General features: G+C 59.8%; 17 protein-coding genes. 10 read left to right on the top strand and 7 right to left on the bottom strand.

All coding sequences use genetic code 11. The features are described 5' to 3' along the window. Positions 1-186: 186 nt before the first annotated feature. A complete protein-coding gene (locus tag FYK55_RS08395) occupies positions 187-1,284 on the top strand; it encodes a lactonase family protein (protein ID WP_235908523.1) in 1,098 nt (365 codons plus the stop codon). Between the two features lie 34 nt (positions 1,285-1,318). Here the strand turns inward: FYK55_RS08395 and polX are convergent, their stop codons facing one another. The 4 genes from polX to FYK55_RS08375 all read right to left on the bottom strand — a co-directional run bounded on the left by polX (position 1,319) and on the right by FYK55_RS08375 (position 7,126). Beyond that, positions 1,319-3,040 (bottom strand): DNA polymerase/3'-5' exonuclease PolX, encoded by a 1,722-nt coding sequence (gene polX / locus FYK55_RS08390; RefSeq protein ID WP_150075962.1) that lies wholly within the window; start codon positions 3,038-3,040, stop codon positions 1,319-1,321. Positions 3,041-3,241: 201 nt separating this feature from the next. Beyond that, on the bottom strand, positions 3,242-5,110 hold the full coding sequence (locus tag FYK55_RS08385) for a rhamnogalacturonan lyase (protein WP_150075961.1): 1,869 nt from the start codon (positions 5,108-5,110) through the stop codon (positions 3,242-3,244). Positions 5,111-5,674: 564 nt separating this feature from the next. Beyond that, the gene (locus tag FYK55_RS29440) at positions 5,675-5,980 is read right to left on the bottom strand and encodes an amidohydrolase family protein (RefSeq protein WP_261344951.1); all 306 of its coding nucleotides are present in this window, start codon (positions 5,978-5,980) and stop codon (positions 5,675-5,677) included. A 171-nt stretch (positions 5,981-6,151) separates the two neighbouring features. After that, positions 6,152-7,126 carry an AraC family transcriptional regulator gene (locus tag FYK55_RS08375; protein WP_150075960.1) on the bottom strand — a complete coding sequence of 325 codons (975 nt, stop codon included), beginning with the start codon at positions 7,124-7,126 and terminating at the stop codon, positions 6,152-6,154. Between the two features lie 17 nt (positions 7,127-7,143). On the opposite strand from FYK55_RS08375, the gene FYK55_RS08370 reads away from it, so the two are divergent. From FYK55_RS08370 to FYK55_RS08360, 3 genes are all read left to right on the top strand, one after another. Continuing rightward, entirely contained in the window at positions 7,144-8,820 is a 1,677-nt protein-coding gene (locus FYK55_RS08370; protein ID WP_261344949.1) for an arylsulfatase, read from the top strand. A gap of 326 nt (positions 8,821-9,146) precedes the next feature. Beyond that, on the top strand, positions 9,147-10,445 hold the full coding sequence (locus FYK55_RS08365) for a DUF1254 domain-containing protein (protein WP_201743658.1): 1,299 nt from the start codon (positions 9,147-9,149) through the stop codon (positions 10,443-10,445). Positions 10,446-10,567: 122 nt separating this feature from the next. Next, positions 10,568-12,943, top strand: coding sequence for an arylsulfatase (locus FYK55_RS08360; protein WP_150075957.1), 2,376 nt, complete (start codon positions 10,568-10,570; stop codon positions 12,941-12,943). Between the two features lie 95 nt (positions 12,944-13,038). Here FYK55_RS08360 and FYK55_RS08355 read toward each other — a convergent pair whose 3' ends face one another. The 3 genes from FYK55_RS08355 to FYK55_RS08335 form a co-directional block, all read right to left on the bottom strand. Beyond that, positions 13,039-14,166 (bottom strand): HlyD family secretion protein, encoded by a 1,128-nt coding sequence (locus FYK55_RS08355; protein ID WP_150075956.1) that lies wholly within the window; start codon positions 14,164-14,166, stop codon positions 13,039-13,041. A gap of 190 nt (positions 14,167-14,356) precedes the next feature. Continuing rightward, entirely contained in the window at positions 14,357-14,716 is a 360-nt protein-coding gene (locus FYK55_RS30090) for a DUF3302 domain-containing protein (RefSeq protein WP_150075954.1), read from the bottom strand. Positions 14,717-15,194: 478 nt separating this feature from the next. Then, complete coding sequence (locus tag FYK55_RS08335; protein ID WP_150075952.1) at positions 15,195-17,321, bottom strand: hypothetical protein; 2,127 nt, start codon at positions 17,319-17,321, stop codon at positions 15,195-15,197. Positions 17,322-18,177: 856 nt separating this feature from the next. Here FYK55_RS08335 and groL (FYK55_RS08330) point away from each other — a divergent pair. From groL (FYK55_RS08330) to FYK55_RS08305, 6 genes are all read left to right on the top strand, one after another. Beyond that, a complete protein-coding gene (groL, locus tag FYK55_RS08330) occupies positions 18,178-19,878 on the top strand; it encodes a chaperonin GroEL (RefSeq protein WP_150075951.1) in 1,701 nt (566 codons plus the stop codon). Between the two features lie 136 nt (positions 19,879-20,014). Beyond that, positions 20,015-20,311, top strand: a complete 297-nt coding sequence (gene groES, locus FYK55_RS08325) for a co-chaperone GroES (protein ID WP_150075950.1) — start codon at positions 20,015-20,017, stop codon at positions 20,309-20,311. Positions 20,312-20,439: 128 nt separating this feature from the next. Then, on the top strand, positions 20,440-22,059 hold the full coding sequence (gene groL / locus FYK55_RS08320) for a chaperonin GroEL (protein ID WP_150075949.1): 1,620 nt from the start codon (positions 20,440-20,442) through the stop codon (positions 22,057-22,059). A gap of 200 nt (positions 22,060-22,259) precedes the next feature. Further along, entirely contained in the window at positions 22,260-23,375 is a 1,116-nt protein-coding gene (gene dnaJ / locus FYK55_RS08315; protein WP_150075948.1) for a molecular chaperone DnaJ, read from the top strand. A 60-nt stretch (positions 23,376-23,435) separates the two neighbouring features. Beyond that, complete coding sequence (gene grpE / locus FYK55_RS08310; protein WP_150075947.1) at positions 23,436-24,023, top strand: nucleotide exchange factor GrpE; 588 nt, start codon at positions 23,436-23,438, stop codon at positions 24,021-24,023. Positions 24,024-24,160: 137 nt separating this feature from the next. Beyond that, a complete protein-coding gene (locus FYK55_RS08305; RefSeq protein WP_150075946.1) occupies positions 24,161-24,496 on the top strand; it encodes an FmdB family zinc ribbon protein in 336 nt (111 codons plus the stop codon). Positions 24,497-24,652 lie beyond the last annotated feature (156 nt).

Raw genomic sequence — 24,652 nt, 5'->3', positions numbered from 1 at the left:
GTTTCACGCTTCCCCCGGGATGGCGGCAAACCGTTTACGATAGTCTCCGCCGGCGGCCGCTTGAAAGCTGAGCCCGGCTCCGTTCCCCTTCCCATTCATCCCCCCCAAGGCATGACCCCGATGAAAGTGTTTCCACGTGCGGCCCGCCGCTCGGTGTCTCGATTGCTAGGCCTAGGCTGTTTGATCATGAGTGCATTTGCGTCGCCGGCGACGGCCGAATCCGTGGACGTTTGGTTCGGGACGACGACGCCTCGAGAAGGACCCAGCAAAGGCATCTACCACGCGACCTTTGATACGGAAAGCGGCAAGCTGAGCCCGGCGGAGTTGGCAGCGGAAATCGACGGCCCGGGGTTCCTGGCCAAACATCCGGGCGGAACGATGCTGTATGCGGCAGCCTCGGACAATGGCAAGCCATCCATTGTTGCCTATCGGATTGAACGCCAGGAGGATCAGACCCGACTGGTCAAGGACAGCAGCGTGGAAACCGGCGACGGCGGTGCCGCACACGTGTCCGTCAGCCGTGACGGAAAGGTCGTGCTGTCCGCGCAGTACGGGGGCGGATCGACCGCCGCCTACCGTTTGGCCCCCAACGGAAGTCTGCTCGAACGCAGTGATCTGGAAAAGCATCCCGAGGGTTCCGGAGTGGTCGCTGGCAGACAGGAAAAAGCTCATGCCCACTGGACCGGGACCTCGCCGGATGACCGCTTCGCTTTCGTGCCGGACTTGGGGATGGATCGGGTGGTGATTTACAAGCTGAATACCGATCAGGGCACGCTGGAGCCGCACGGCTATGGTGTCTGCCCTCAGGGCGGAGGCCCCCGGCATATGAAATTCGATCCCAGTGGAGAACGAATCTACGTGCTCAATGAGTTGTCGCTCTCCGTTACGGTATTCAACTACGATCCGGAAGCGGGAACGATGACAGCGGTTCAAACGGTGCCGACGCTGTCCGAGGCGGTCAAGGACGGCGAGCGATTCAACAGCGCCTCTGAGATTCGCGTGCATCCGACGGGGAAATTCGTGTACTCGGCCAACCGCGGCAATGACACGATTACCGTGTTCTCCGTCCTGGAACCGTCAGGGCAATTGCGCGTCATCCAGGTCCAGCCGATTCACGGGGCGTGGCCCAGAAACTTCAATTTGGATCCCACGGGAAAATGGCTGCTGGCCGCTGGCAGGAACACCAACTCCGTCACCATCTTTGAGATCGATCCGGATAGCGGCAAACTGCAGTTCACGATGGACAGCGTGATGGTCCCGACGCCCATTTGCGTGACGTTCTGAACACGTTTGCGGTGGACCCGACCGGAGTCGAGCATTACCCCAGCAGTTTTTGGAACTGCTTGAGGGTTTTGCAATTGGCGACATCGGCTTTGGTCAGTCCGCCCCGTCGCGCCTGTTTGATCCCGTATCGCATCACGTCCAATCCAGCGGTGGTGTGGGCGTCCGTATTGATGACGATCGGGATTCCCATGCGTTTGGCGATACTCAGGTGGACGTCATTCAAATCCAAACGGGCCGGGTTGGCGTTCAGTTCCATCAGGGTGCCGCTTTCCTTGGCAGCCTGTAGGACGGCTTCCATGTCGACGTCGTAGGGAGGCCGGCGGTTGATCAACCGGCCGGTCGGGTGCGCGATGCAATCGACGTGTTCATTCTCGATCGCTCGCAACAGTCGTGACGTGATCTGTTCGCGTGGTTGACGTTGGCCATAGTGAATGCTGGCCAACACCCAATCCGCTTCTGCCAGAACGTCATCGGGCAAGTCCATCGCGCCGGATTCCAGGATGTCACATTCGATGCCCTTCAGGATCATCAGGCGACCCTCGTACTCGGGGCGAATCTCGTCGATGGCCTCCCATTGCTCGACCAGCCGTTTGGCATTCAGCCCCATCGCCATGGTCACGCGTTTGCTGTGATCGGTGATGGCGATGTACTTCAATCCCCGATCAATTGCCGCGTCGGCCATTTCGCGAATCGTGTTCTGCCCGTCGGTTGCGGTGGTGTGCATGTGCAGGTCGCCGCGGACGTCGTCGGTGGTGATCAGGTCCGGCAGCGAATCGGATTCGGCGAGCTCGAACTCGTGGCGATCTTCACGGAGTTCCGGCGGGATCCACGGCAGCCCGATTGCCGCATAAACCTCCTGCTCGGTTTCGCCGGCGACTTGCGTGTCGTTCTCGACCCGAAAGACGCCGTATTCATTAATCTTCAACCCCTTTTCCTTGGCGATCCGTCGGGCGTGAACGTTGTGGGCCTGGGATCCGGTGAAGTACTGCAGGGCGGCGCCAAATTGGTTGGCGTCAACGCATCGCATATCCACTTGGAACGCCTTGCCGACGCGGATCGAGATCTTTGTCTCGCCACGTCCGATGGTTTGCGAACGTTCTTCGTAAGCTTCCAGGTGATCCATCGCCGCCTTGCGGTCCGCCGCGACGACCAGCAGATCCAAGTCGCCGATCGTTTCCCGCCCCCGCCGATACGAGCCGGCCCACTCCATCTGTTCGATCGCATCACATTCTCGCATGTGACTCCCGATGGCCCGAGCGATCTCGTCACCGGCGGACCAGTAGATTCGTTCGGCGGCCTGTTCGGCGATCTGCAGCCCTTCCAATATCGATTCTTCGGTCTTCTTGCCAAACCCCTTCAGCTTGGCAACGTCTCCTGCCTCGCAAGCGGCCCGCAGGTCGGCCAAGGAATCAATCTCCAATTCCTTTTGCAACTTGGCGGCTTTCTTCGCACCCAGCCCCGGAATCCGAGAGATCTGGATCAGGACCTCCGGGACTTCTTCGCGAAGACGATCCAGCTGTTCCAGCCGCCCGGTTTTGAGCAAGGTCTGGGTCTTCTCGGCCAGGGTTTTGCCGATGCCCGGCAGGTCCGCGAGGTTCCGTTGGGGGTCGGCGGCGATCGTCGCGACCGACTCATCCAAGTCACGAATCGCCTTCGCCCCTTGCTGGTAGGCACGGATGCGAAAGGGATTCTCGCCTTTGAATTCCAGCAATTCGGCGAGTTCGTCGAACACATCGGCGATGGCGGAGTTGTCCATCGAAGGGGCGTCTCTGGGGCGTGGCGGATGCGGGTGCGCCCCAGTGTAGAACAACTCAATCGTCAGCGCGAACCATGGCCGCGTTTCCCACTTGACGCGAGCACCGGGAGTGCTTCGCGGGCTGCGGATGTACTCTGCTGATGCCGCAAACGCCTTCGCGGTTTCGGATGGCCGCCGAGTTGGCCCGGCTGGTTACGGCCGCTAGGGACCAACGATTCGGATGTCGGGAACCGGCGGGGCGGACATCCCATGTCCAAGGAAAAAGCTCGTGTGCGGTGGCTTGTTGTAGACGACGTTCTGCCACGTGATGCTGAGCCGATACTGCGGATCCTGCATCAATGTGTAGAGCCGGTGATCGGTGGGAATCGTTGTCGTGTAGATCCGAAGCGACTTGCCGTCGGGCGATGCAACCACAATCTCCTCGCGCCAGTCACCAAGAATGTCACCGATCAAGTTCGGACCTCGCGGTGCGCCGCGCCCCTCCACCGCAAAGATCGGAACTTCTTGTTCGGCTTCCCAGTCCCATTTGGTCACTTGTCCGCGTCGACCGACCAATTCTCTCAACAGGTCACCGTCCCACCAGATCGCGTAGCCGCTGCTGCGAGGTGCCCTTCCGATGGATTCCCCCTGAGAATCCCGCAGGCCACCCGGACCGCCCCAAGCTTCGAAGCCCCGGTGCCGCGGGTCGATGTCGGCAGCCAGCCCGCTGCCAACATCCGTCCCAGGACTGTGGCTCCACAGGATCTCGCCCGTTTCAGCGTCGCGCATCGCTGCCCCCGGCGTCTGAAAACGCGTGGTGTCGTCTTCGTTTTCCTGAACGGTGAACACTTCCAAACCCGGGCGATCGGGGTACATATCGCTGACGTGCATCGCGTCGCCATGTCGCAGGCCTGTCGAGTAAAGGCCTTCGCCGTCGTCGTCGACGACCATCGCCTGATAGACGATCTCGTCGCGACCGTCGGCGTCCACGTCCGCGACCGACAGCGAATGGCCTCCCATGCCGGAGAACTTGGACGCGTCTTTGTAGGGCGGATAGCTGATACCCGAATCGAATACCCACCGCTGACGGAGTTCGCCGTCGCGCCAGTCCCAGGCCGCCATCACCGTCCGGCCGTAGACGCCGCGGCACATCACCAGGCTGGGCCGAACTCCATCCAGGTAGGCGACGCATGCCAGGAAACGATCACAACGGTTCCCGTAGGAGTCGTTTCCGCCATTGCCGCCGATTCCGCCCCAGCCGTCGATCGGATCACGGCCCGGGATGTAGTCCACGGTTTGCAGAGCCTCGCCGGTTCTCCCGCTAAAGACCGTCAGGAATTCCGGGCCATCGAGCACACGTCCGAATGAACGTGAACCGCTGTCGCGGACACGGTAATCCTTCGTCGCGTCGCCGATCACCGTTCCGCGTCCGTCCACCGTCCCGTCGGCGGTCTTGCAAGCCACCTCGGCGCTTCCATCCCCGTCCAAGTCATAGACCATGAACTGAGTGTAGTGTTCGCCTTCTCGGATGTTGCGCCCCAAGTCGATTCGCCAGATCAGGGTTCCGTCAAATTCGTACGCGTCCAGGATGGGACTGCCGGTCAGACCGGCATGCGAATTGTCCTTGGGGTTGTTGATTTGGTGCAGCACCAGTTCATAGTCACCATCGCCGTCCAGGTCCGCGACGGAAGCGTCTCCGGCGCGGTATCCGTCGACCGGTTGAATCGGGAACTCCAGGTAACCATTTCGGTCGACTCCGCGACGGTCGGACGGTTCCCCTTCCTGGCCGTCGAGCACGGGGCGGACGAAGTATGTGGTGGCGTCCGTCACGTCGCCCGAGGTGTCGACGAAATTCGTTCCGGCCGTCAGAGGTTGGTCATTCAGCAGTCTGGGCTCGCCGTCATCGTCAGCTCGATAGACGTTGAATCCGGTCGTCGGTGGCTCCGTCGCGAACAGACGCCAACCAATGAAGACTTCGTCGCCATTCTGAACGGCGACCACGCCGCGATCCAGCTTCTCCATCAACCGTTGGGCGCAAACCGCCTGCTGCAAAAAAATGAACGAAAGGACTGCAATGCTTGGTCTGCACATGCAAAGATTCTCCAAATCCGGTCGGATACAAATCGATCGTCTGCGTTCTGAATTCGTATTCTAACTGGCGACTTGAGCGAACCGACACCGATGCTGTTTTCGGTGAGTTGGTGTGAACTGGACGCCAGTACAACTTACGGCTCGCGGCCCGCGTTCACCACCATCAGCTCGAGACTTTGGGTTCCATCACCTCAGTATGGGGCCCATCGCGTAGCGTTCTCGATATGCCTGTCGCGATACCCAGCGGTACCGCGACGGGCACTCATTGAAGGATGCTGGAAAGAATGACCAGTCGGAGGCGTGTCGGGCCGATCGCTTAGGAGTCAGTTCCGCGGAAGGGTGCACGTCGCCTCGCCGTGTGAGTCCATGCCAATGCCGCTTGCAATTTGATGCCGACGGGTCATCGTCGTGGGACGCGGTTTTGGTACTGTTGAATGGTGCCGGAGTAAAACGGGCCCGTCCCGAAAACCTTTCGGACATCCCGTGCTCGATGCATCGGACTCCCGCGCGAATCGCTTGTTGGATCGCCGGCGGCGTGTAAGCGTGGACGGTCACGTAGGTATTTCAGGCCTCTGCGGCCTGCACCGCCGCATTCAGTTCGTCTTCGGTGTATTGCGAAACATCGATCGGATCGTTGTCGGAAGCGACGCCATCCCCGGCCATCACCCTGATTTGGCCTGCCCCTTTCATGAGCTGCTCGCGCACGGCCTGAAACGTTTGTGAGGTGGTCGCACCCGCCGGCCAGATGCGAGGCCCCGCTAACAAGCCCTCGTCAATTGCCCGTTTGAGACCGAACGATGGCCCGCCGACATCGCGAACGGAAGTGAAGCCGCGCATCAGCGTCGCTGTGGCACCCTTCGTGGTTCGAATGGGCAGTACCTTACTTTGCGACTGAGAACTTTGCGACTGAGACGATGCAGCGACGTGCGCTCGCCAGTTGTTTTCTCAAGTTGCAACGTCGTCTCGTTTCGTGGTCCAGATCATGACATCCAACGTGCTCGGTTTCCCAGAAAAACTGGGATGCATGTCGGCGTCGTCCGGTCAACGCCGAACGGCTGTTCGCAATGTGACGGAAGGCTTTTCTCCGAACAACCTTCGGTAGCGAATCGCAAAACGTCCGAGGTCCCAGAATCCTAGCGCGATCGCCACCTTGGTCACGGAGGTCTGATCTGGACAGCCAGTTCGCAGGATGCGTCTGGCTTCGTGAAGGCGGTCGATTCGCAGGAACTCGACCGGTGAAATACCGTATTGCCGTTGGAACGCCGTCCGGAGCGTTCGCTCAGGGACTCGGATCAGCCGAGCCAACGTTGGCAACGACAAGGCGTTCGCCGGACGCGTTGCAGCCAGCTGGATCGCCGACGTCGTTTGCTCATGCCAGCGGTCGAAGTGCTTGCAATGCGGTGATCTGGGCGATTGCAGTATCCGGCGAATCGTCGAAATCAGTTCCTCTCGGAATGCCAGCGAGGCCGCTGAAGGGAACAAGATTGAAGGCTCGAGCCGGGCAGAGGAGAGAAATCCGCAGACCAGCGACTTGAACGTGTGAGCCAAGCCGTTCGACGGCTTCACCGTAAATGGTCGTGTCGGCAACGCCGACTCTTGACCGCCTGTCAGCTCATCTAGCAGGGGGAAATCCGTTCGCCGGGAAGGATCCGTCGGCTGGAACAAGTCGGAGGCGGGAATGAAGACAGAAGCCCACTCGTGTTTTGGCTTGCAGGCAAGGCAAAAGTCTGCTCCGGGAGGGATCACGAAAACTTCATCCGTCGCGAGGGGGCGCCCGTTCGCCAAGCCGTCAGTCCCGTGTGCGGACTGCTGAAAGAACGCCCAGCCATCGCGGAAGGTGCAGCCTTCGGCAATATTCCCGCCGCCCTCCAGTGCGTACTGGACGTGGATGCGTCCGACCGAGGCATGCATGAACTCCCACCGAGGCGTTCGGAGCGATGGGAGACGCATGTCCATTGATGCGTTCTGGATCACCTCTGCATAGGCTTCGAATTCGGTGAACACAGAATGGAGCATGGGGCCCTTGCGTCAGTTTGCAGACGGAATGTCCGCATAATAAGGTAACTGGCCGATATTACGTAGTGAAGCAGATCGCAATCAAGCACAACACCCTAGCGTTCCTGCAGTGTCCGAGCACGCGGAGTGCGCCCGATTTGACCCATGTTAAATGTCGTATTAGTGAGGAAAACATGATGCACCACCTGAACCTAAGTCTGATTGGACTCACCCCGCTACGAGTGCTTGTAATCGTCCTGTTGTTGGTCACCGGGGTGCCTGGACAAGACAAACCCAACATTCTCGTGATCATGGGCGACGACATCGGCTGGTTTAACACCAGCTGCTACAACAGCGGGATGATGGGTTACCAGACGCCCAACATTGATCGTATCGCGAAAAGCGGTGTCCGCTTTACCGACTTCTATGGACAACAAAGCTGCACTGCTGGACGAGCAGCCTTTATTACCGGGCAATGTCCCAAACGGACGGGGTTGCTGAAAATCGGAATGCCCGGTGATCCGATCGGCCTGCAGCCCGAAGATCCCACGATCGCTGAACTGCTCAAACCGCATGGCTACGCGACCGGCCAATTCGGCAAGAACCACCTGGGGGACCTCGATGAATTTCTGCCGACCAACCACGGCTTTGATGAATTCTTCGGTAATCTGTACCACCTCAATGCCGAAGAAGAACCGGAGAACGCTGACTACCCGAAGGATCCCGAGTTCCGCAAAAAGTATGGACCGCGGGGAGTCATCAAGTCATCCGCTGATGGCAAGATCGAGGACACCGGCCCCCTGACCAGCGAACGGATGGAAACAGTCGACGAAGAGTTTCTCGGCGCCACCTTGGATTTCATCGAACGCCAGCATCAGGCCGACAAACCTTTCTTCTGCTGGTTCAACTCGACCCGGATGCACATCTTCACGCACCTCAAGGAGGAGTCGTTCGGCAAGACGGGGCGCGGCATCTACGCCGACGGCATGGTCGAGCACGACGGAATGGTCGGGCAATTACTCGACAAGCTGGACGAACTCGGTATTACCGACAACACGATTGTGATCTACACGACCGACAACGGAGCCGAGAAGTTCTCCTGGCCGGATGGCGGCACATCACCGTTCCGTGGCGAGAAGGCGACCACCTGGGAAGGAGGTATTCGTGTTCCGTTTCTGATCAGCTGGCCGGCGAAGTTCAAAGGCGGCCGCGTCTCCAACGAAATCATGTCGCTCGAAGACTGTTTGCCGACATTGCTCGCCGCTGCCGGTGAGCCCGACATCAAGGAGAAGTTGCTCAAGGGACACCAGGCGGGCGACAAGACGTTCAAGGTGCACATCGACGGGTACAACTTGCTTCCCTACCTGACAGAAGAGGCTGAGGCGAGCCCCCGCGATCGCTACTTTGCTTTCGTCGACGATGGCTCGCTCGGCGCCGTGCGTTACCAAAACTGGAAGTTCCACTTTTCGACGCAACGGGGTCAGGGCGTGGATGCCTGGTTGCATGCCCAGGAAGCCCGGAAAGCTCCACTGATTATCGATTTGCGAGCCGACCCGTTTGAGACGGCCCCTGAAGAGTCGTCCTACTACGACGACTGGCTCGTACGGCACATGTTTGCGTTGGTCCCGCTCAAGGACATCGTGGGAAGCTTCAATGCGACGTTCAAGGATTTCCCGCCTCGCCAGGAGAGCGGCAGTTTTACCCCACGGCAATAGGCGGATGTCTTGGTTTCGGTGGGCTGGGCCAATGCGTGGTTCCGTCGGAACCATTCCTCGGCGGCCCGAAGCTCAGACTCACTCGGAATAGTTTGAATCGGAGGACATTTCCCCTTATGAAAACGAAGGTCATTCTTATCTCAATCGGTGCCCTGCTTGCTTCTGCAAACGGCTCGCATGCTCAGGTTGTCCGTCCTGTCCCAGTGCCGCTGAATGCCGACGCCCGACCCGACGGTCAAGTCCCAACGCCGCAATCTGCCGAGGACGTGCCGCGGCCTGTCACCGGTGCCCCGATTTCGCCGGAGTACGCTTCGGCGGTCGGACGAATGGCATACATTTGGGGCTGGCCGTTGGTGAACATGCACAATCGTCAGACGTTGTTCGCTCAAGCACCAGAACCTGGCTTGTTGGGCGGGGTGCTGCCGGTGGCGCCGCTCAATCGGTTGAGCATGTTGTCGGACTATCTCGCGCCCCAACAGCGATTCGTGACGTCTCCCAACCAGGATGTGGTTTACGGAGCCGGCTTTCTCGCGTTCGACCGCGACGCCGTGGTGATTCAAGTCCCCGAGTTCGGCGACAGATTCTGGGTTTATCAAATCGTCGATCACCGTTCTGACTCGTTTGCTGAAATGGGGATCCAGTACGGTACCAAGCCCGGCATGTACCTGTTGGCTGGGCCAGGTTGGGATGGGGATGTGCCAGAGGGAATCAAGGCCGTTTATCGCTCGCAGACCAATCTGGGCGCGGTCTTTCCGCGGATCTTTATGGACGACACGCCCGAAGATCGCGAGGCAATTCAGCCGCTGATCGATCAGGTGGTGGCTTATCCGCTGGCCGACTACACCGGCAGCATGCAGCAGACGGATTGGTCGGAATCTCCCGTGATTCCCAATCCGAACGCTGGTGGAGACAGCGAAACGCAGTGGGTAGTGCCCAGAGAGTTCTTCACGCTTCTTCCGACCGTGTTGGACGAGGTCCCAGCGCTACCCGGCGAGGAAGCGCTGTACGCCTCGATCAAGTTTGTGCTTGATGCGGCAAAGGACGACCCAAAGCTGCAGCAAGCCTTGACCGATACAGCGATTGCGACCGAAGCCGAGATCATCAATCCGATGTTCGAATTCCGCAACAACGGCGTCGAAGCTGGGAACGGATGGCGGACGCAGAAGAACGCCGCACGTTTTGGGTTCGGCTACTTCCAGCGTACCGCCACGGCGAAAGGGAACATGTTTTCGAATGTCCCGGACGAAACCATGTACTTTGGCGCGGATTTCGACAGCGAAGGACAGCGGCTACACGGATCCAAGTCTTATACGGTGACATTCCCGAAAGGTGCCGTGCCTCCCGTGAAAGGGTTCTGGTCGCTCACACTTTACAACGCGCAGCACTTTTTCAATCCCAACAAACTCAATCGGTATTCGTTGGGTACCAAGAACAAGCAACTGAAAACCGGAGAGGATGGCAGCCTGACGATCTACGTCCAAGCCGATCATCCCGGTGGTGACAAGGAGTCGAACTGGCTGCCGTCGCCGAAAGAAGACTTTTCGCTCTACATCCGCGCCTACTGGCCGCAGGAGGCCATCACCAATGGCGATTGGACGCCACCGTCAATCGAATCGACCGAGTAAACCGGATCACAATGCTTGGGCGCACTCAGACGCAATTCCCAACGAACGACTTGTGCGCAAGTCTTTCGCAATCCTGAAGCAAAAAAAGACGTGCTGTTGACACCTGCTGGAGAATCTCCGTGATGAAGTTCCACTCGATCGTTCTCACCACTTGTATCCTGTTCGTCACGAACATTCTTTCCGGAGTTGCCCTTGCACAACAGGGCATTGCTCCCACCGATTTGAAGCGTCAGGCCGTGTTGCCTTACGCCGAGCAAAAATTCACCGGAAACGTCGGGACAACCTACAAGGATTCGGACCCTGCCCAATTCCCGAAACCGATGATGGCACCAGCGGGAGCCCCGAACGTGCTCCTGATACTGTTGGACGATGTGGGGTTCGGTCAGTTTTCAGTGTCGGGAGGGGGCGTGCCTTCACCTTCGATGGAAAAGCTGGCAAAAGAAGGTGTGTTCTACAACCGTTTTCATACCACAGCCGTCTGTTCACCCACGCGGGCTGCCCTGCTGACGGGGCGCAATCACCATGTCGCCGGAACGGGCAATATCACCGAAGTCGCCACGGGATACGACGGCTACACGGGCATCATCCCAAAGGAGACCGCAACAATTGCCGAGATCCTGCGGCAGAACGGATACATCACCTCCTGGTTCGGCAAGAACCACAACACGCCAGCCTACGAGACCAGCCAGATGGGGCCTTTTGACCGCTGGCCGAACGGGCTCGGCTTCGACCACTTCTACGGTTTCATGGCGGGTGATACGAATCAGGTGCGTCCCAATCTCTACGAGAACCAGACGCCGATCGGCACCCCACAGGCTGAAGACTACTACCTCAGCGTGGATCTTGCCGACAAAACGATCGCCTGGCTGCAGGAGATCGAGGCGATCCAGCCGGACAAGGCCTGGTTCACGTACCTCGCCCCGGCCGCGACGCATGCCCCGCACCAAGCGCCGCAGGAGTTGATCGATCAGTTTGCGGGCCAGTACGACGATGGTTGGGACGCCTACCGCGAGCAGACTCTTCAGCGGCAGAAGGAACTCGGGGTCGTGCCTGAGGACGCCGAGTTGACTCCCCGACCCGAGGGGCTGCCGGCATGGGAGGCTCTTAGCCAAGACGAAAAACGCGTCTACGCACGCATGATGGAGGTTTTTGCAGCGTACGGTCTGCACGTTGACCAGCAGGTGGGGCGGGTGCTCGACTACGTGGCGACCCTGCCGGATGCCGACAACACGCTGGTCATCTACATCATCGGCGACAACGGCTCGTCGGCCGAGGGAGGACTTCCCGGAACGTTGAACGAAAACGCGATTTTCAACGGCTACCAGATGAAGATTGAGGACATCCTGCCTCATCTGGACGAGATCGGAACGGAGAAACACTTCAACCACTTTCCCGCGGCGTGGGCACACGCGATGGACACGCCGTTCCAGTGGACGAAACAGGTCGCCAGCCACTTGGGCGGCACGCGCAACGTCATGCTAATGAAATGGCCCGCCCGCTATGACAAAGGAGGCCAGATCCGCAGCCAGTTCACGCATGTGATCGACGTCGCGCCGACGATTCTGGAGGCCGCCGGGATCGAAGAACCGCGCAGCGTCAACGGCACGGCCCAGACGCCGATCCAGGGCAAGAGTTTTCTTGCTTCGCTCTCGAACCCGGACACCGAGGAACACCGGACCAGCCAGTACTTCGAGTTGTTCGCCAATCGCGGCATGTACAAGGACGGTTGGTGGGCCGGTTCGATGGCGTTCGAGCCCTGGAATCCCAACCGCAAAGACTTCGATCCGCTTGCCGCCGAGTGGGAACTTTACAATCTCGAGGAGGATTTTTCTCAGGCTAACAATCTAGCGAAGGAGAATCCGGAGAAGCTGGAAGAACTCAAGGCGTTGTGGTGGGCACAGGCTTCGGCAAACAAGGCGTTGCCGCTCGACTGGCGCGGGCCAGAGCGGTTCAGCGCCGAGTTGACCGGCAAGCCAAACCTCGCCCGTGGCCGGTCCCGGTTTGAATACCGTGGTCCGCTCTCAGGGCTGCCGGAGTCCTCCGCTCCTGACCTGAAGAACAAGTCCTTCAGTATCACCGCGAAGGTGAAGGTCGACGACGGCGCCAACGGCATGATCTTCACCCAGGGGGGCAACACAGGTGGCTGGGCGTTCTACCTCCAGAACGGCAAGCTCCACGCAGCGCACAACTTCATCGACATCGAACATTACTCCGTTACCAGCGATGCCCCGATCGAAGCCGGTGAGCATGAACTGGGCATGTCGTTCGAGTACCAGGGCGGTGACAAGTTGGGTGGCAGTGGCACGGCAACACTGACCGTTGACGGCAAGCCGGTGGGCTCCGGGGCGATCGAGAAGACCACCCCGTTCAAGTATTCTGTGTCCGAATACCAGGACATCGGCACCGACACTGGCACGCCGGTGACCTACGATTACCAGACTCCTCTCAACTTCGAGGGTGAGCTGAGAGAAGTCGTTGTCGAACTTGCCAGGAACTGAGCGGCGGCTACAGACCTGTCAAAGTCAGCTCACCTGGGCTGGGCATACCTGAGCCAGGTGAGCTGTTTTCGTTGGACGATATCGTGTTGCACCGTCTAAAGCAGATACTTCAGCCAGCTCTGCATTCGTAGCACGACCATGACCGGCAAGCCAGCGATCGGCACGTTGTCGGTGTAGATGGCCGCAATGCCACTGGTTCCTCCAGGCAATCGAAGATCGTTGGCATGGTCGAGCTTGATCCGAACTGCAAATCGAGCGGGCGGAGCCGAGCCAAAATCTTCTGGCAAGTTGCCTTCAGCAGTGAGCTGGCCGGCACCGCTCATGTCGATCATCGTCAGCACACGTCCCGTAAAAACACGGCCTGGATAGCCATCTAAAACAACCTCCGCATATTGGTTTGGCTTGACAAGCAAATAGTTCTTTTGCTCGATTAGCGCAGAGACCACGCCACGATCTCTGTCAGAACGTTCTTGCACAAAGCTCATGACGGCTGAAGCGCCGGAGCCGCCAACGAGGGATCCAGGTTGCAACTGCAAATTAGCAACGAAGCCGTCCGACGGTGCGGTCACCGTTGTTTGTTCCAGATCGAATTTCGCACTTGCAAGTGACGCCTCCGTTTGCGCTACTCGGGACTTTGCTGCTTTCACGGATAGCATTGCTTGCGTCACTCCGCCTTTCGCTTGATCGAACGCTGAGTTGGCTTGTTGAACGCGATCGGTCGTCTGTTCTAATTCCTGTTTGCTTATCGCATTGGATTCAATGAGTTTCCGATTGCGATCTAGCACCCCGTTCCAATAAGTCAGATCCGCTTCAGCACGTTTGACGGATGCTTCAGCCAACTCCACTTCGGTCTCCGCAACGGTAACACTCTGCGTATCTTCGGCCAGCACTGCTTCCAGCCGATCAACCGCGAGCTGGAACGGCACTTTGTCAACTTCGAACAGCACGTCACCTTTCAAGACCGGTGTATTGGGCTCAACCACAAGCTTGGTTACCCGGCCGGCCTGCTTCATTTGCGGGACAATGGGCACAACCTTTTGAAACACGCGAACATTCTGGGTGTACGGGTGGTAGTATTGCGCGCAGAACAGGAACGCGAGCAGGAGCGATGGCCCTACCGAAGCGGCCGCTATCGCGACCGGAAGTGAAAGCCGCAATAATTTCCATTTGGCGAATACTAACCAGATCGCGAGGCAGTAGGTGCCGGCAAGGACCCACATCATGTCTTGGTGCTCCGCGAGGTGTCTTTGTCGATCAGCTGCTGAATCCGGCCCTCAAGCTCTGAGACACGCGCCGTGAGTGAGGCCAATTCGTTTAAATTCACATCTTGATTCGCAAGCGGTGCGGAAGTGTCCTCGCGATTCAATTGGAAGTATAGATAGACTACAAACACGGCTGACAAAATGGCTGGAATCATCGGGACGCCTCACCACGAGTCTGTTCCAATCTCGAAATTGCTGATTCAAGTTTTGTAATCTCGCAACGCAGAGCTTGGATTGCGGATTGCGAACGATTCACCGCACTACCTTTCTCCGCCCGGGGCCGCCAATACGCCCACACAAGAGCACCCACCCAAGGGGCAACTGCTGGCAAGCCCAACCAACCGAGAATGTTCACTGCTTCCGCTTGGGGATGTCCACGCCGGCGGGCAATTCGTCCAGGAAGCATCGCCAGGTAAATTGTCACCGCGATTCCCGCTGCCGCCATCATGAAAAGTAGCAGCAGTGCCAACACGTCGAGTGCTGGTCCAAGAGATTTCAAGGGAAATTCCATTCGAGTTAATTGCTCTTCTGTGAAGAAAGGTCAATGTGGAATTCCACAAGTCGGAATGAAACGCATGTTCAGCGATTTCTAGTTGGCTTCATTAAGGTTCTTTGTGCCTAGCGAGTATCGGTCGAGCTCATTGAGGGCCGGAAGAAATGCTGCTGGTTGTACAGCGTGAATGACCAGAAACCTTTCACCGGCGGGCAGCGATCCCCTGGAGAATGTACCGCTGTAGGCGTTCAAACCGTTAAGGCGTGTGCCATCGTTATCGAAGTCGTCGCCGAAATACATTGTTTCGTTTGGCACATTCGAGAACCTGTTTCCCTTGGCGGTCGCCGTACGCTGAAAGTAATCGAAACCGAAGCGGGCCGCATTTATTGCTTAGTCGGGGCAGTGAGATTCGAACGTGTGCCGGCCAGACGCGTGCTCTGACAGGGAGGGGCGCGAGCGTCTGGCGATGATCCGGCGGCGAGGCAGTTCGCGAGCGTTAGCGGACCGGCAGCCAGCCGCCGCGATCGCGTGGCAGGGCCGAGCTTGGTGCGGGCTGTGACGGGGTTGGTCGCGGCGCGACCGTGCGGGACGGCGAAACCTCGTCCCATGCACCGACCTGACGAATGGTTTCGCTCCGCGTCGTGGCTTCCCGGATCGGCACCGTGACGGCGGCTGGGGATCGTCCGCGGATGGAGATTCCCGAGGCGGAATCCTGGTAGCGGTTGGTGTCGGTCGGAGCCGGCAGCGCGGGAGGTTCCGGCAGATCCAACGTCGGACGAGACGACTTCAGTTCCGGGGCGCTATTGCTGGTCGGAGTGGTTTGTTCGCCCGTGAAAGTCTTCTCGCCTGTGAATGGAGGCGTGAAGTCGTCCGGGGCGCCGATCGGACGGAGACTGCTGAACTGGCGTGGCGGCAAGGCAGGAGCGTCGACCGCCGACGTGCTGTCGGCCGAAGTGTTGCCAGCCGAACGGTTGTTCGCGGTCAAGCTTTGCTCGCGACGAAACAGTTCATTGCGGATCGGATTGCCGGATTGGTCGTTGACCGGCGGTTCCAGCCGAATCGGCGAATCGGGGTCGTCCTGCGATGCCGTCTCTTCGTCATCACGATCCTGGCCGCTCGGGGGCTGCGCCGGAGAGGATCGCTGCAGCGTGCTTTCCTGGCGGACCACCGGTCCGGAACCGTTCGACGGCGGACGTTGCGATTGCAGTTGGGGTTTGGGCATCGGATCACGGTCCGAGGGGCTGGAAGCATCGTCGCCGGACAGCGGAGCCAGGTTGGGATTGGCGTCTTCGGGGGCGATCGACGGGATCGGGACCACCGATCGGTCTCCCGGAGAGATCTCGGCTCCCATTTGGCCAATGCCCGACGCGTTCCCGCCGGGGACGGTCGTCGACTGGCTGGGGAATGACGGGGGCGGGGGGGCAAACGATCCGGGAGTGGAGCTGCCGGGGATTCCAGACATGGGCGTCACGCTGCCCGGGCTGTTGCAGCTGCCCGGAACGCTTTGGACCGGCATGCCGGGTGGCAGGGCGGAAGGTTGGGCTGCCGACGGCACCGCCGTCGAACCCAGCGGCAGAAACGTGTTGTATGGCACTCGCTGCAACTGTTGCGTGTAAGAGGTACAGGGTTGCTGGACCGTCACTGTGGTTCCGGTCACCGGGTCCACCGATGAAAGGGGACGGTAATAGGTGATCGGAGCGCGGTAGTAGGAGCTGACGTAGTTCGTTTCGTTGCGGCCCAGCAACGAATTGAAGAACCGCGACAGTCCGGACCCGAAGGTCGGCTGGGTGGCCAGCGGCAAGGTCTGAACGGGCGCGGTGGTAACCGGGGCCGCATAGCTGGTCGGGGCGACGCCGGAGTAGTTGGCCGAGTAAGACGAATACGACGGCGTGATCGGATTCAATCCGGCATTGCCTCGCAACGTCGACTCGATCGGCACGCGGGCCGCCGATACCGACGCAGGTGATGCCAGTTGTCCGTAGGAGGTTCCGTACGAAGCGGTGGGGCTGACCGTGGACGAGTAGCCAGACGAGTAGCCAGACGAGTAGCTTGAAGGGTAACTGGAAGGATACGGTGTGCCGCTAAGCGGCAGCCGATAAGAGGATTGGTTGGGTGCCAATTCGGCAGGGGTGGTTGGCGTCGTCGTCACCGGAAGGCCGGTGTAGACCGACGGGTTGTCATAGGTCGGGATGCCGTTGGCGCCGTAAGAAACGGACGGACGCTGCACCGCGACGGCTCCGGAATTCCAATTCGGTGTCGCCACCGACGCGCCCGTCAGCGGCGGCGCAGCTGCCGCGGCGGTTGGGTAGGTCGCGGCCGGGTACGCCGCCCCCGGATAGGCGGTGGTCACACTTCCGGGATAGCCGGCCGAATAGGTCGTCGGAGCCACGGTGGGACAGGCGGTGGGGGCGTAGCCGGAGACATACGGCTGGCTGACGGGCTGGGCGACGGCGGGATACGCGGCCGCGTACGTGTTCGGCGCATAGGGGTACCCGGCCACGTAGGGAGTGGTGGATTTTCCGAACAGCCAATCCAGGCAGCCGCATCCGGCATCCGCCGTGCGGGATGTCAGGCAGGTGATGGCGAAGGTCAGGCAGCACAGGGTCAGCCGGCGCGAAAGCATGCGTCGAGTCCGTTTGGGTCGGCGGTTGGCACGAAAAGAATTTCGTCTGGGGGGCACTGTGTTGCGATAATTCCACAACGTTCCCGCTGAAGTGGACGCCGCAGATACGTTTCGGTCAACGTTTTCATGACCCGGCCCTGGGAGTTGGAAAGCGTTTCCGCCCCCCGCGTGACGGTCGTAGCGAGTTTTGCGGCTGGTCGGCCGGTCGCACAGACAGTTCGGCGTGGCGAGAGGCCGTTGACCGCCGCGGCGGGAGCATTCCCGGCGCGGCGGCCGGAGAACGGCATCGGCCGCCGCGCCGCGGGCGGTTGGGTAATTTGCACCCCGGAGGGACGGTGAAACAAAGCTGCATGACTTTCGGAGGGAGGGTCATTTCGGTTTCCGAAGTTGTCGGCGGAGCCCGAGGGAAACTGGCGCGGCAGCCAAGTAAAAACTTCCCAGGTTCGGCCGGTGGGGCCTTCTGCCAACGTGACAAGAGCGTTACCCTTTGCGACCCTCAAGTCGACTTCCCGCCGCTCTTAACACGTTGGCGGAAAACGATTTGGGGTTCGCATTTTGACAGCCGGCTGACGGCTTGGCACGCCGATTGCTTGAGGCTGCGTGCGACCGGCGGGATCTGTCATTCCGTCGTAGCGATCGATGGCAGTCCCCCTGCCAGACGATCGGTTCCACCGAACATTGCAGCGAACATTGCAGAGCGAAACGGGCCGCCCGTTCTGATTCACCGCGGTCGCAGTTTCGTTGATCCCATTCGATTCCCCTTTCCAATCATCCAACCGCACTCGACGCGGCCGGTAACGGCGCCGGTCGAGTGGCCAGGGTTGAGGTGCTGAGTAACCACAGGAGAAACAACGTCGTGGCAAAGCAAATCGTTTTCGACGACGACGCCCGCGGCCCATTGTTGGCTGGCGTCAGCAAACTGGCGCGAGCCGTCAAGAGCACTCTCGGTCCCCGAGGACGCAACGCGGTGCTGGACAAAGGCTGGGGGTCGCCAAAGGTGACCAAAGACGGTGTCACGGTGGCGGAGGACATCGAACTGGATGATCCGTTTGAAAATCTTGGCGCCCAGTTGGTCAAAGAAGCGGCTAGTAAAACCAATGATGTCGCCGGCGACGGAACCACCACCGCCACCGTCTTGGCCGAAGCGATCTATCGCGAAGGTCTGAAGATGGTCGCCACCGGTGCTGACCCGATGGCCCTGACCCGCGGCATCAGCAAGGCCGTCGACGTGGCAGCCGCTGAAATCAAAAAGCTTTCCAAGCCGGTCGACGAAAAGAGCAAGGGCGAAATCAAGCAGGTCGCCACCATCGCCGGAAACAATGATCCGGAAATCGGTGAAGTTCTGGCCAATGCCTTCACCAAGGTCGGCAAGAACGGCGTGATCACGGTCGAAGAAGGACGCTCCAACGAGACTTATGTCGACATCGTTGAAGGCATGCAGTTCGATCGCGGATTTCTGTCGCCCCACTTCGTGACCGATCAAGACAACGTCTCGGTCGAGTTGGAAGACTGCTACGTGTTGCTGTTCGAAGAGAAGATCAGCAACAACAAGAAGCTGATTCCGTTGTTGGAAGCAGTCAGCAAGGATAAAAAGCCGCTGCTGATCATCGCTGAAGACATCGAAGGCGAAGCATTGGCAACGTTGGTCGTCAACAAGATGCGTGGCATCCTGTCGGCCGCAGCGGTGAAGGCTCCCGGCTACGGTGACCGCCGCAAGGCGATCCTGGGCGACATCGCCACGTTGACCGGCGGCAAGGCGATTTTCAAGGATCTGGGCATCGATCTGGAAAGCGTCAAGCTTTCGGACCTGGGTCGCGCCAAAAAGATAAAGATCACCAGCGACACCACCACGATGGTCGGCGGTGCCGGCAAGAAATCCGACATCGAAGGCCGCGTGACGCAGATCCGCCGCGAGATCGAGCAGACCGACAGCGACTACGATCGCGAAAAGCTTCAGGAACGGTTGGCCAAACTCGCCGGCGGAGTCGCACAGATCAATGTCGGTGCGGCGACCGAGACCGAAATGAAGGAACGCAAGGCGTTGATCGACGATGCCCGGTCGGCAACTCAAGCGGCCCTGGAAGAAGGGATCGTCGCCGGCGGCGGAACCACGTTGCTGCGTTGTCGCGCCGCGGTCGAAAAGCTTGAAAAGGGCACCGAAGGTGACCAGCAGTTGGGCGTCCGCATCATCCGCAACGTGTTGGATCAGCCCCTGCGGGCGATCGCCAACAACGCCGGGCTGGATGGAGCCGTGGTTGTCAACCGCGTGCTGCAGATGAAGGGCAAGACGGAAGGCTACGACGCGAACGCCGACAAGTACTGCGACTTGTTGGCTGCCGGAATCGTTGACCCGGCCAAAGTCGTCCGCACCTCGCTGACCAACGCTGCCAGCGTCGCTTCGCTGTTGCTGACGACCGAGTCATTGGTGACCGAAATCCCGGTCGAAGAAGAAGAAGGCGGTGGCGATCACCACCACGATCACGGCATGGGCGGCGGCATGCCGGGCATGGGCGGAATGGGTGGTATGGGCGGCATGGGAATGCCGGGCATGATGTGATCCCGCGGCTCCGGCCAACCCGTTACCCAGAAACCTTTTCTCGGGTTACCAGACGGTCGGCCCCAACGGCCGGCCGTCGGCAAGGCGTCCCGAACAACCAACAATTCAAACAACCTTTCATTCGTTTCAATCAATCATGGCAAAACCCAAACTGCGTCCGCTGGACGACCGCGTCGTTGTTCAACCTGTCGAAGCCGAAACCACCACTGCCGGCGGCATCGTGCTTCCCGATTCGGCCAAGGAAAAGCCGCAACGCGGAACCATCGTGGCCGTCGGACCCGGTCGCTTGCTCGATAGCGGCAACCGCGGAGAGCTGAGCGTGGCCATCGGCGACACGGTGATTTACGGAAAGTACGGCGGCAGCGACATCGAAGTCGATGGGCAAGAGATGAAGATCCTTCGCGAGAGCGACATCCTGGCAAAGGTCCTGTAGGGACCGCGATCGGGTCGGACGGCATGGCATCGCGCTCCTCTGGATGGGGCGCGTCCCCGAGCCGGATGCCCCGCTCGACATCGGATGCGTTCAATTAGCAATCGTTCAACTGTTTGAGGAATCCTCTCGTGGCAAAACAACTCTTATTCGACGACCACGCACGGGCCCGCATGCTGGCGGGCATCGACAAGCTGGCCAACGCCGTTGCGGTGACGATGGGACCGACCGGTCGCAACGTCATCATCGACAAGTCGTTCGGCGGCCCGACCGTGACCAAAGACGGCGTGACTGTCGCCAAAGAAATCGAACTGGAAGACCGGTTCGAGAACATGGGGGCCAAACTGGTCATCGAAGTGGCCCAGAAGACCAGTGACCTGGCTGGCGACGGGACCACCACGGCAACCGTGCTGGCCCGTTCGATCTTCAAGGAAGGTCTGCGAAACATCGTCGCCGGTAGTAACCCGGCTGCCATCCGCCGCGGCATCGACAAAGGCGTTCAGGCGGCATGCGACTACCTGCATGAATTGGGGCGGCCGGTTCAGGACAAGGCGGAAATCGCCAACGTCGGAGCCATCAGCGCCAACAACGACAACGAAATCGGAAGCCTGCTTGCCGACGCCCTGGAGCGTGTGGGCAAAGACGGCGTGATCACGGTCGAAGAAGGCAAGACGCGTGAGACGGACGTGAAGTACGTCGACGGGATGCAGTTCGACAAGGGCTACGTCTCGCCGTACTTCATCACCGATCCGGGCACGATGGAGGCCAGCCTTGAGAACGCGTTGGTGCTGCTGTACGAGAAAAAGATCAGCAACATTCGGGATCTGGTTCCGCTGTTGGAGAAGACCGCCCAAACCGGTCAGCCCCTATTGATCATCGCCGAGGACGTCGACGCCGAAGCGTTGACGCTGTTGGTCGTCAACAAGCTGCGTGGCACCCTGAATGTCTGTGCCGTCAAGGCTCCCGGCTTCGGCGACCGTCGCAAGGCGATGCTGGGCGACATCGCCACGCTGACCGGCGGCACGCTGATCAGCGAAGACCTGGGCATCCAGCTGGAAAACGTCACCTTGGATCAACTGGGGCGTGCCAAGAACGTCACCGTGGACAAGGGCAGCACGACGATTGTCGAAGGTGGCGGCAAGCGGAGCGACATCGACAAGCGTGTCGCCCAGATCCGTGCCCAGATCGAGCAAACCGACAGCGATTACGACAAGGAAAAGTACCAGGAGCGTCTGGCCAAGCTGTCCGGCGGTGTCGCTGTCATCAGCGTCGGTGCCGAAACCGAAGCGGAGATGAAGCAGACCAAGGCACGGCTGGAAGACGCGTTGCACGCAACCCGCGCGGCTGTCGAAGAAGGCATTCTGCCCGGCGGCGGTGTCGCACTGGTGCGTTGCGCCGATGCGGTCCAAGCGGCGAAATCCAAAGCCAAGGGCGACGAGAAGATCGGCGTGGAAATCGTCCTGAACGCCCTCGCCGCTCCGATGCGTCAGATCGCCGACAACGGCGGAATTGACGGCAGCGTTGTGGTGGATGAAGTCAGCCAGAAGCCGGTCAACACCGGGTTCAACGCTTACACCGGCAAATACGACGACATGTACAAGGCCGGCGTGATCGATCCCGTGAAGGTTGTCCGCACGGCATTGACCAATGCGGGCAGCATCGCCGGATTGTTGCTGACCACCGAAGCCCTGGTGACGAACTTCGAAAAGGAAGACAAGGACAAGGTGCCGATCGAAGGCGTGGTGGCCTAGGTCGCACCAGGCCGGTTCCTCCCGCGTGGCCGCCGGCGGTCACGCGAATCGAAGGCATTCAATTGAATTTGAATGCGGTCCAAGTGGGTCGCTGCCAATCGTCGGCACGCGACCCTTTTTTTATCAGGTCATACGGAACCTGTTTTTTACTTCACGCGGTGTCAAAGCCGTGATCCGGCACCGATGCCAATAACTTGCTGATGAGTAACAAGCGAGACTACTACGAAGTCCTGGGCGTGGAACGTACCGCGTCGAAGGTCGTGATCGATCGCGCCTATCGCAAGCTGGCGATCAAATACCATCCCGACAGCAGCAAGGCCGACGACGCCGTCGAACGTTTCAAGGAAGCGTCCGAAGCGTATGAGGTGCTTGCCGATTCACAGAAGCGGTCTCGCTACGACCAGTTCGGGCATGCCGGTGTCAACGGCGCGGGGCAACAGTTCAACGACGTCGAAGACATCTTCGAAGCGTTCGGGGAAATGTTCGGTGGCGGCATGTTCGGTGATCTGTTCGGCGGTCGCGGTGGCGGACGTCGTCGGCGATCGCGACGCGGGGCCGACATCCGCTGCAACGTCTCGCTGACGCTGGACGAAGCCGCCAAAGGTGTCAGCAAGGATATCTCGTTCTCACGCCACGTCGGATGTAGCACCTGCGACGCCACCGGTGCCGCCCCCGGTAGCAAGCCGGAAACATGCACCACCTGCGGCGGTCGCGGACAGGTCGTGCAATCGGCCGGGATCCTCCGCGTGCAGACCGCCTGTCCCCATTGCGGTGGCAGCGGGCAACAGATCAGTCAACCCTGCGGTGATTGCCGCGGTACCGGGCTGCAAACCGAGACCGCCGAGCTGACCGTCGAAATCCCCGCCGGTGTGGACGACGGGATGCGAGTCCGTGTCCAGGGCGAGGGCGAAGCCAGCGCCGATGGCGGGCCGCCCGGTGATGTGTATTGCTTCATCACCGTCAAACCGCACGAGATGTTTCGCCGCGACGGCAACAACCTGGTCCTCCAACTTCCGATCTCCTACAGCCAGGCGGCGCTCGGTGCCGACATCGAGGTCCCGACTTTGGACGGGCCGGAGTCCTTGCGAGTGGAACCGGGGACCCAGAACGGCGAAGTGTTCACCTTGCGTGGCAAGGGAATCACCGATCCACGCGGCGGGCGGCACGGAGATTTGCTCGTCCAAGTGTTCATCGAAGTCCCCAAGAAACTTTCCGCGGAGCAGGAAGAACTGCTCCGCAAATTGGCCGAGCATGATGCCGAGTCTGTTCTTCCTCACCGGAAATCATTCCTGGAAAAGATGGCCGATCTGTTTTGATGCCCGCTCCGCCGTCCGCATCAACTCAATTCCCTTTTGGAACCCATTGCTAAATCGATCATGAGCGACGACGCAAGAACCAACCCCGATTCGGCCGCAGCCGATCCAAATACCGACCCGTCACTGGAGGATGTTCGCCAAGCCGAGTCGGCGACCGATCAGGCGCTCGACGATGCACCCCCGACACGCGACGAAGAAATGGAACGGTTGCGCCGGTCTGCCTCGGAAGCCGAGAAGCGGGTGCTGCAGGCTCAAGCCGAAGCGGAAAACTTTCGCAAACGGATGCGGCGGGACTTCGAAGACCAGCTGAAGTTTGCCAGCACCGACTTGATCATCGACCTGTTGCAAGTCCGCGACAACCTGCTTCGCGCCTTGGATGCTTCTGGCGCCGGTGAGCAGGGCGCCAGTCTGCGGGACGGCGTGGCAATGGTCGTTAAGCAATTGGACGACACGTTGGCCAAGCACTCGGTGGTCGAGATTCCTGCCGAGGGTGAGGCGTTTGATCCCAACCTTCACGAAGCGATTTCGCAGATCCCCAGCGACTTGGAAAGCGGCCGGGTCGCGCACGTGGCGGTGACCGGATTCAAATTGCATGACCGCGTGATTCGGCCCAGCCAAGTCGTGGTCAGTACGGGTCCCTCTGCCTGATTGGTTGCCTTTACCTGATCGGTCGATCCGATCGGGCCCCCGGCAAGTTTCCCCGAATCATCAAACTGCTTGATCCAACACTTGTCCGGCCAGAACGGTTGCCGTCGGCCGGAATTCCTTTCCAGAGTACCCCCAAGATGCCAACGTATGATTACGAGTGTGATGCTTGTGGACACGAGATGGAGCTGTTTCAAGGCATCAACGATCCTGTGAAACGGAAATGTCCCGAGTGCGGCAAACCCAAGCTTCGGCGACTTTTCGGAAGCGGTGCTGCAATCGTCTTCAAGGGAAGCGGGTTCTATCAAACCGACTATCGAAGCGAGGGCTACAAGAAGGCAGCCGCAGCGGACAAGAAGTCTTCTTCCGATTCGAAGGGGGATAGCAAGAAGTCCAAAGGCGACGGCGCCAAAGCCAAGGGATCCTCCTCCGACGGAGCCGCCAAGAAAGGCGGCAAGTCCAAGTCCAGCGAATAATTCACGGCCGAAACCGGACTGTTCTCGCCACGCCGCAACCACGCCGCAACCACGCCGTAGCCACGCCGTAGCCACGCTCGCCAGAGCGTGGGGAAGCCAGAACGCAGAGCACCCAGAACGCAGAGTCCAAGGAAAGCGACTTCGCGGCCCCCCTGG

It is taken from the genome of Roseiconus nitratireducens (assembly GCF_008629675.1).
Taxonomy (GTDB): Bacteria; Planctomycetota; Planctomycetia; order Pirellulales; family Pirellulaceae; genus Stieleria; species Stieleria nitratireducens.
Note: the sequence above shows the minus strand (reverse complement) of the source record. Positions and strands in the feature narration are given on the sequence as shown.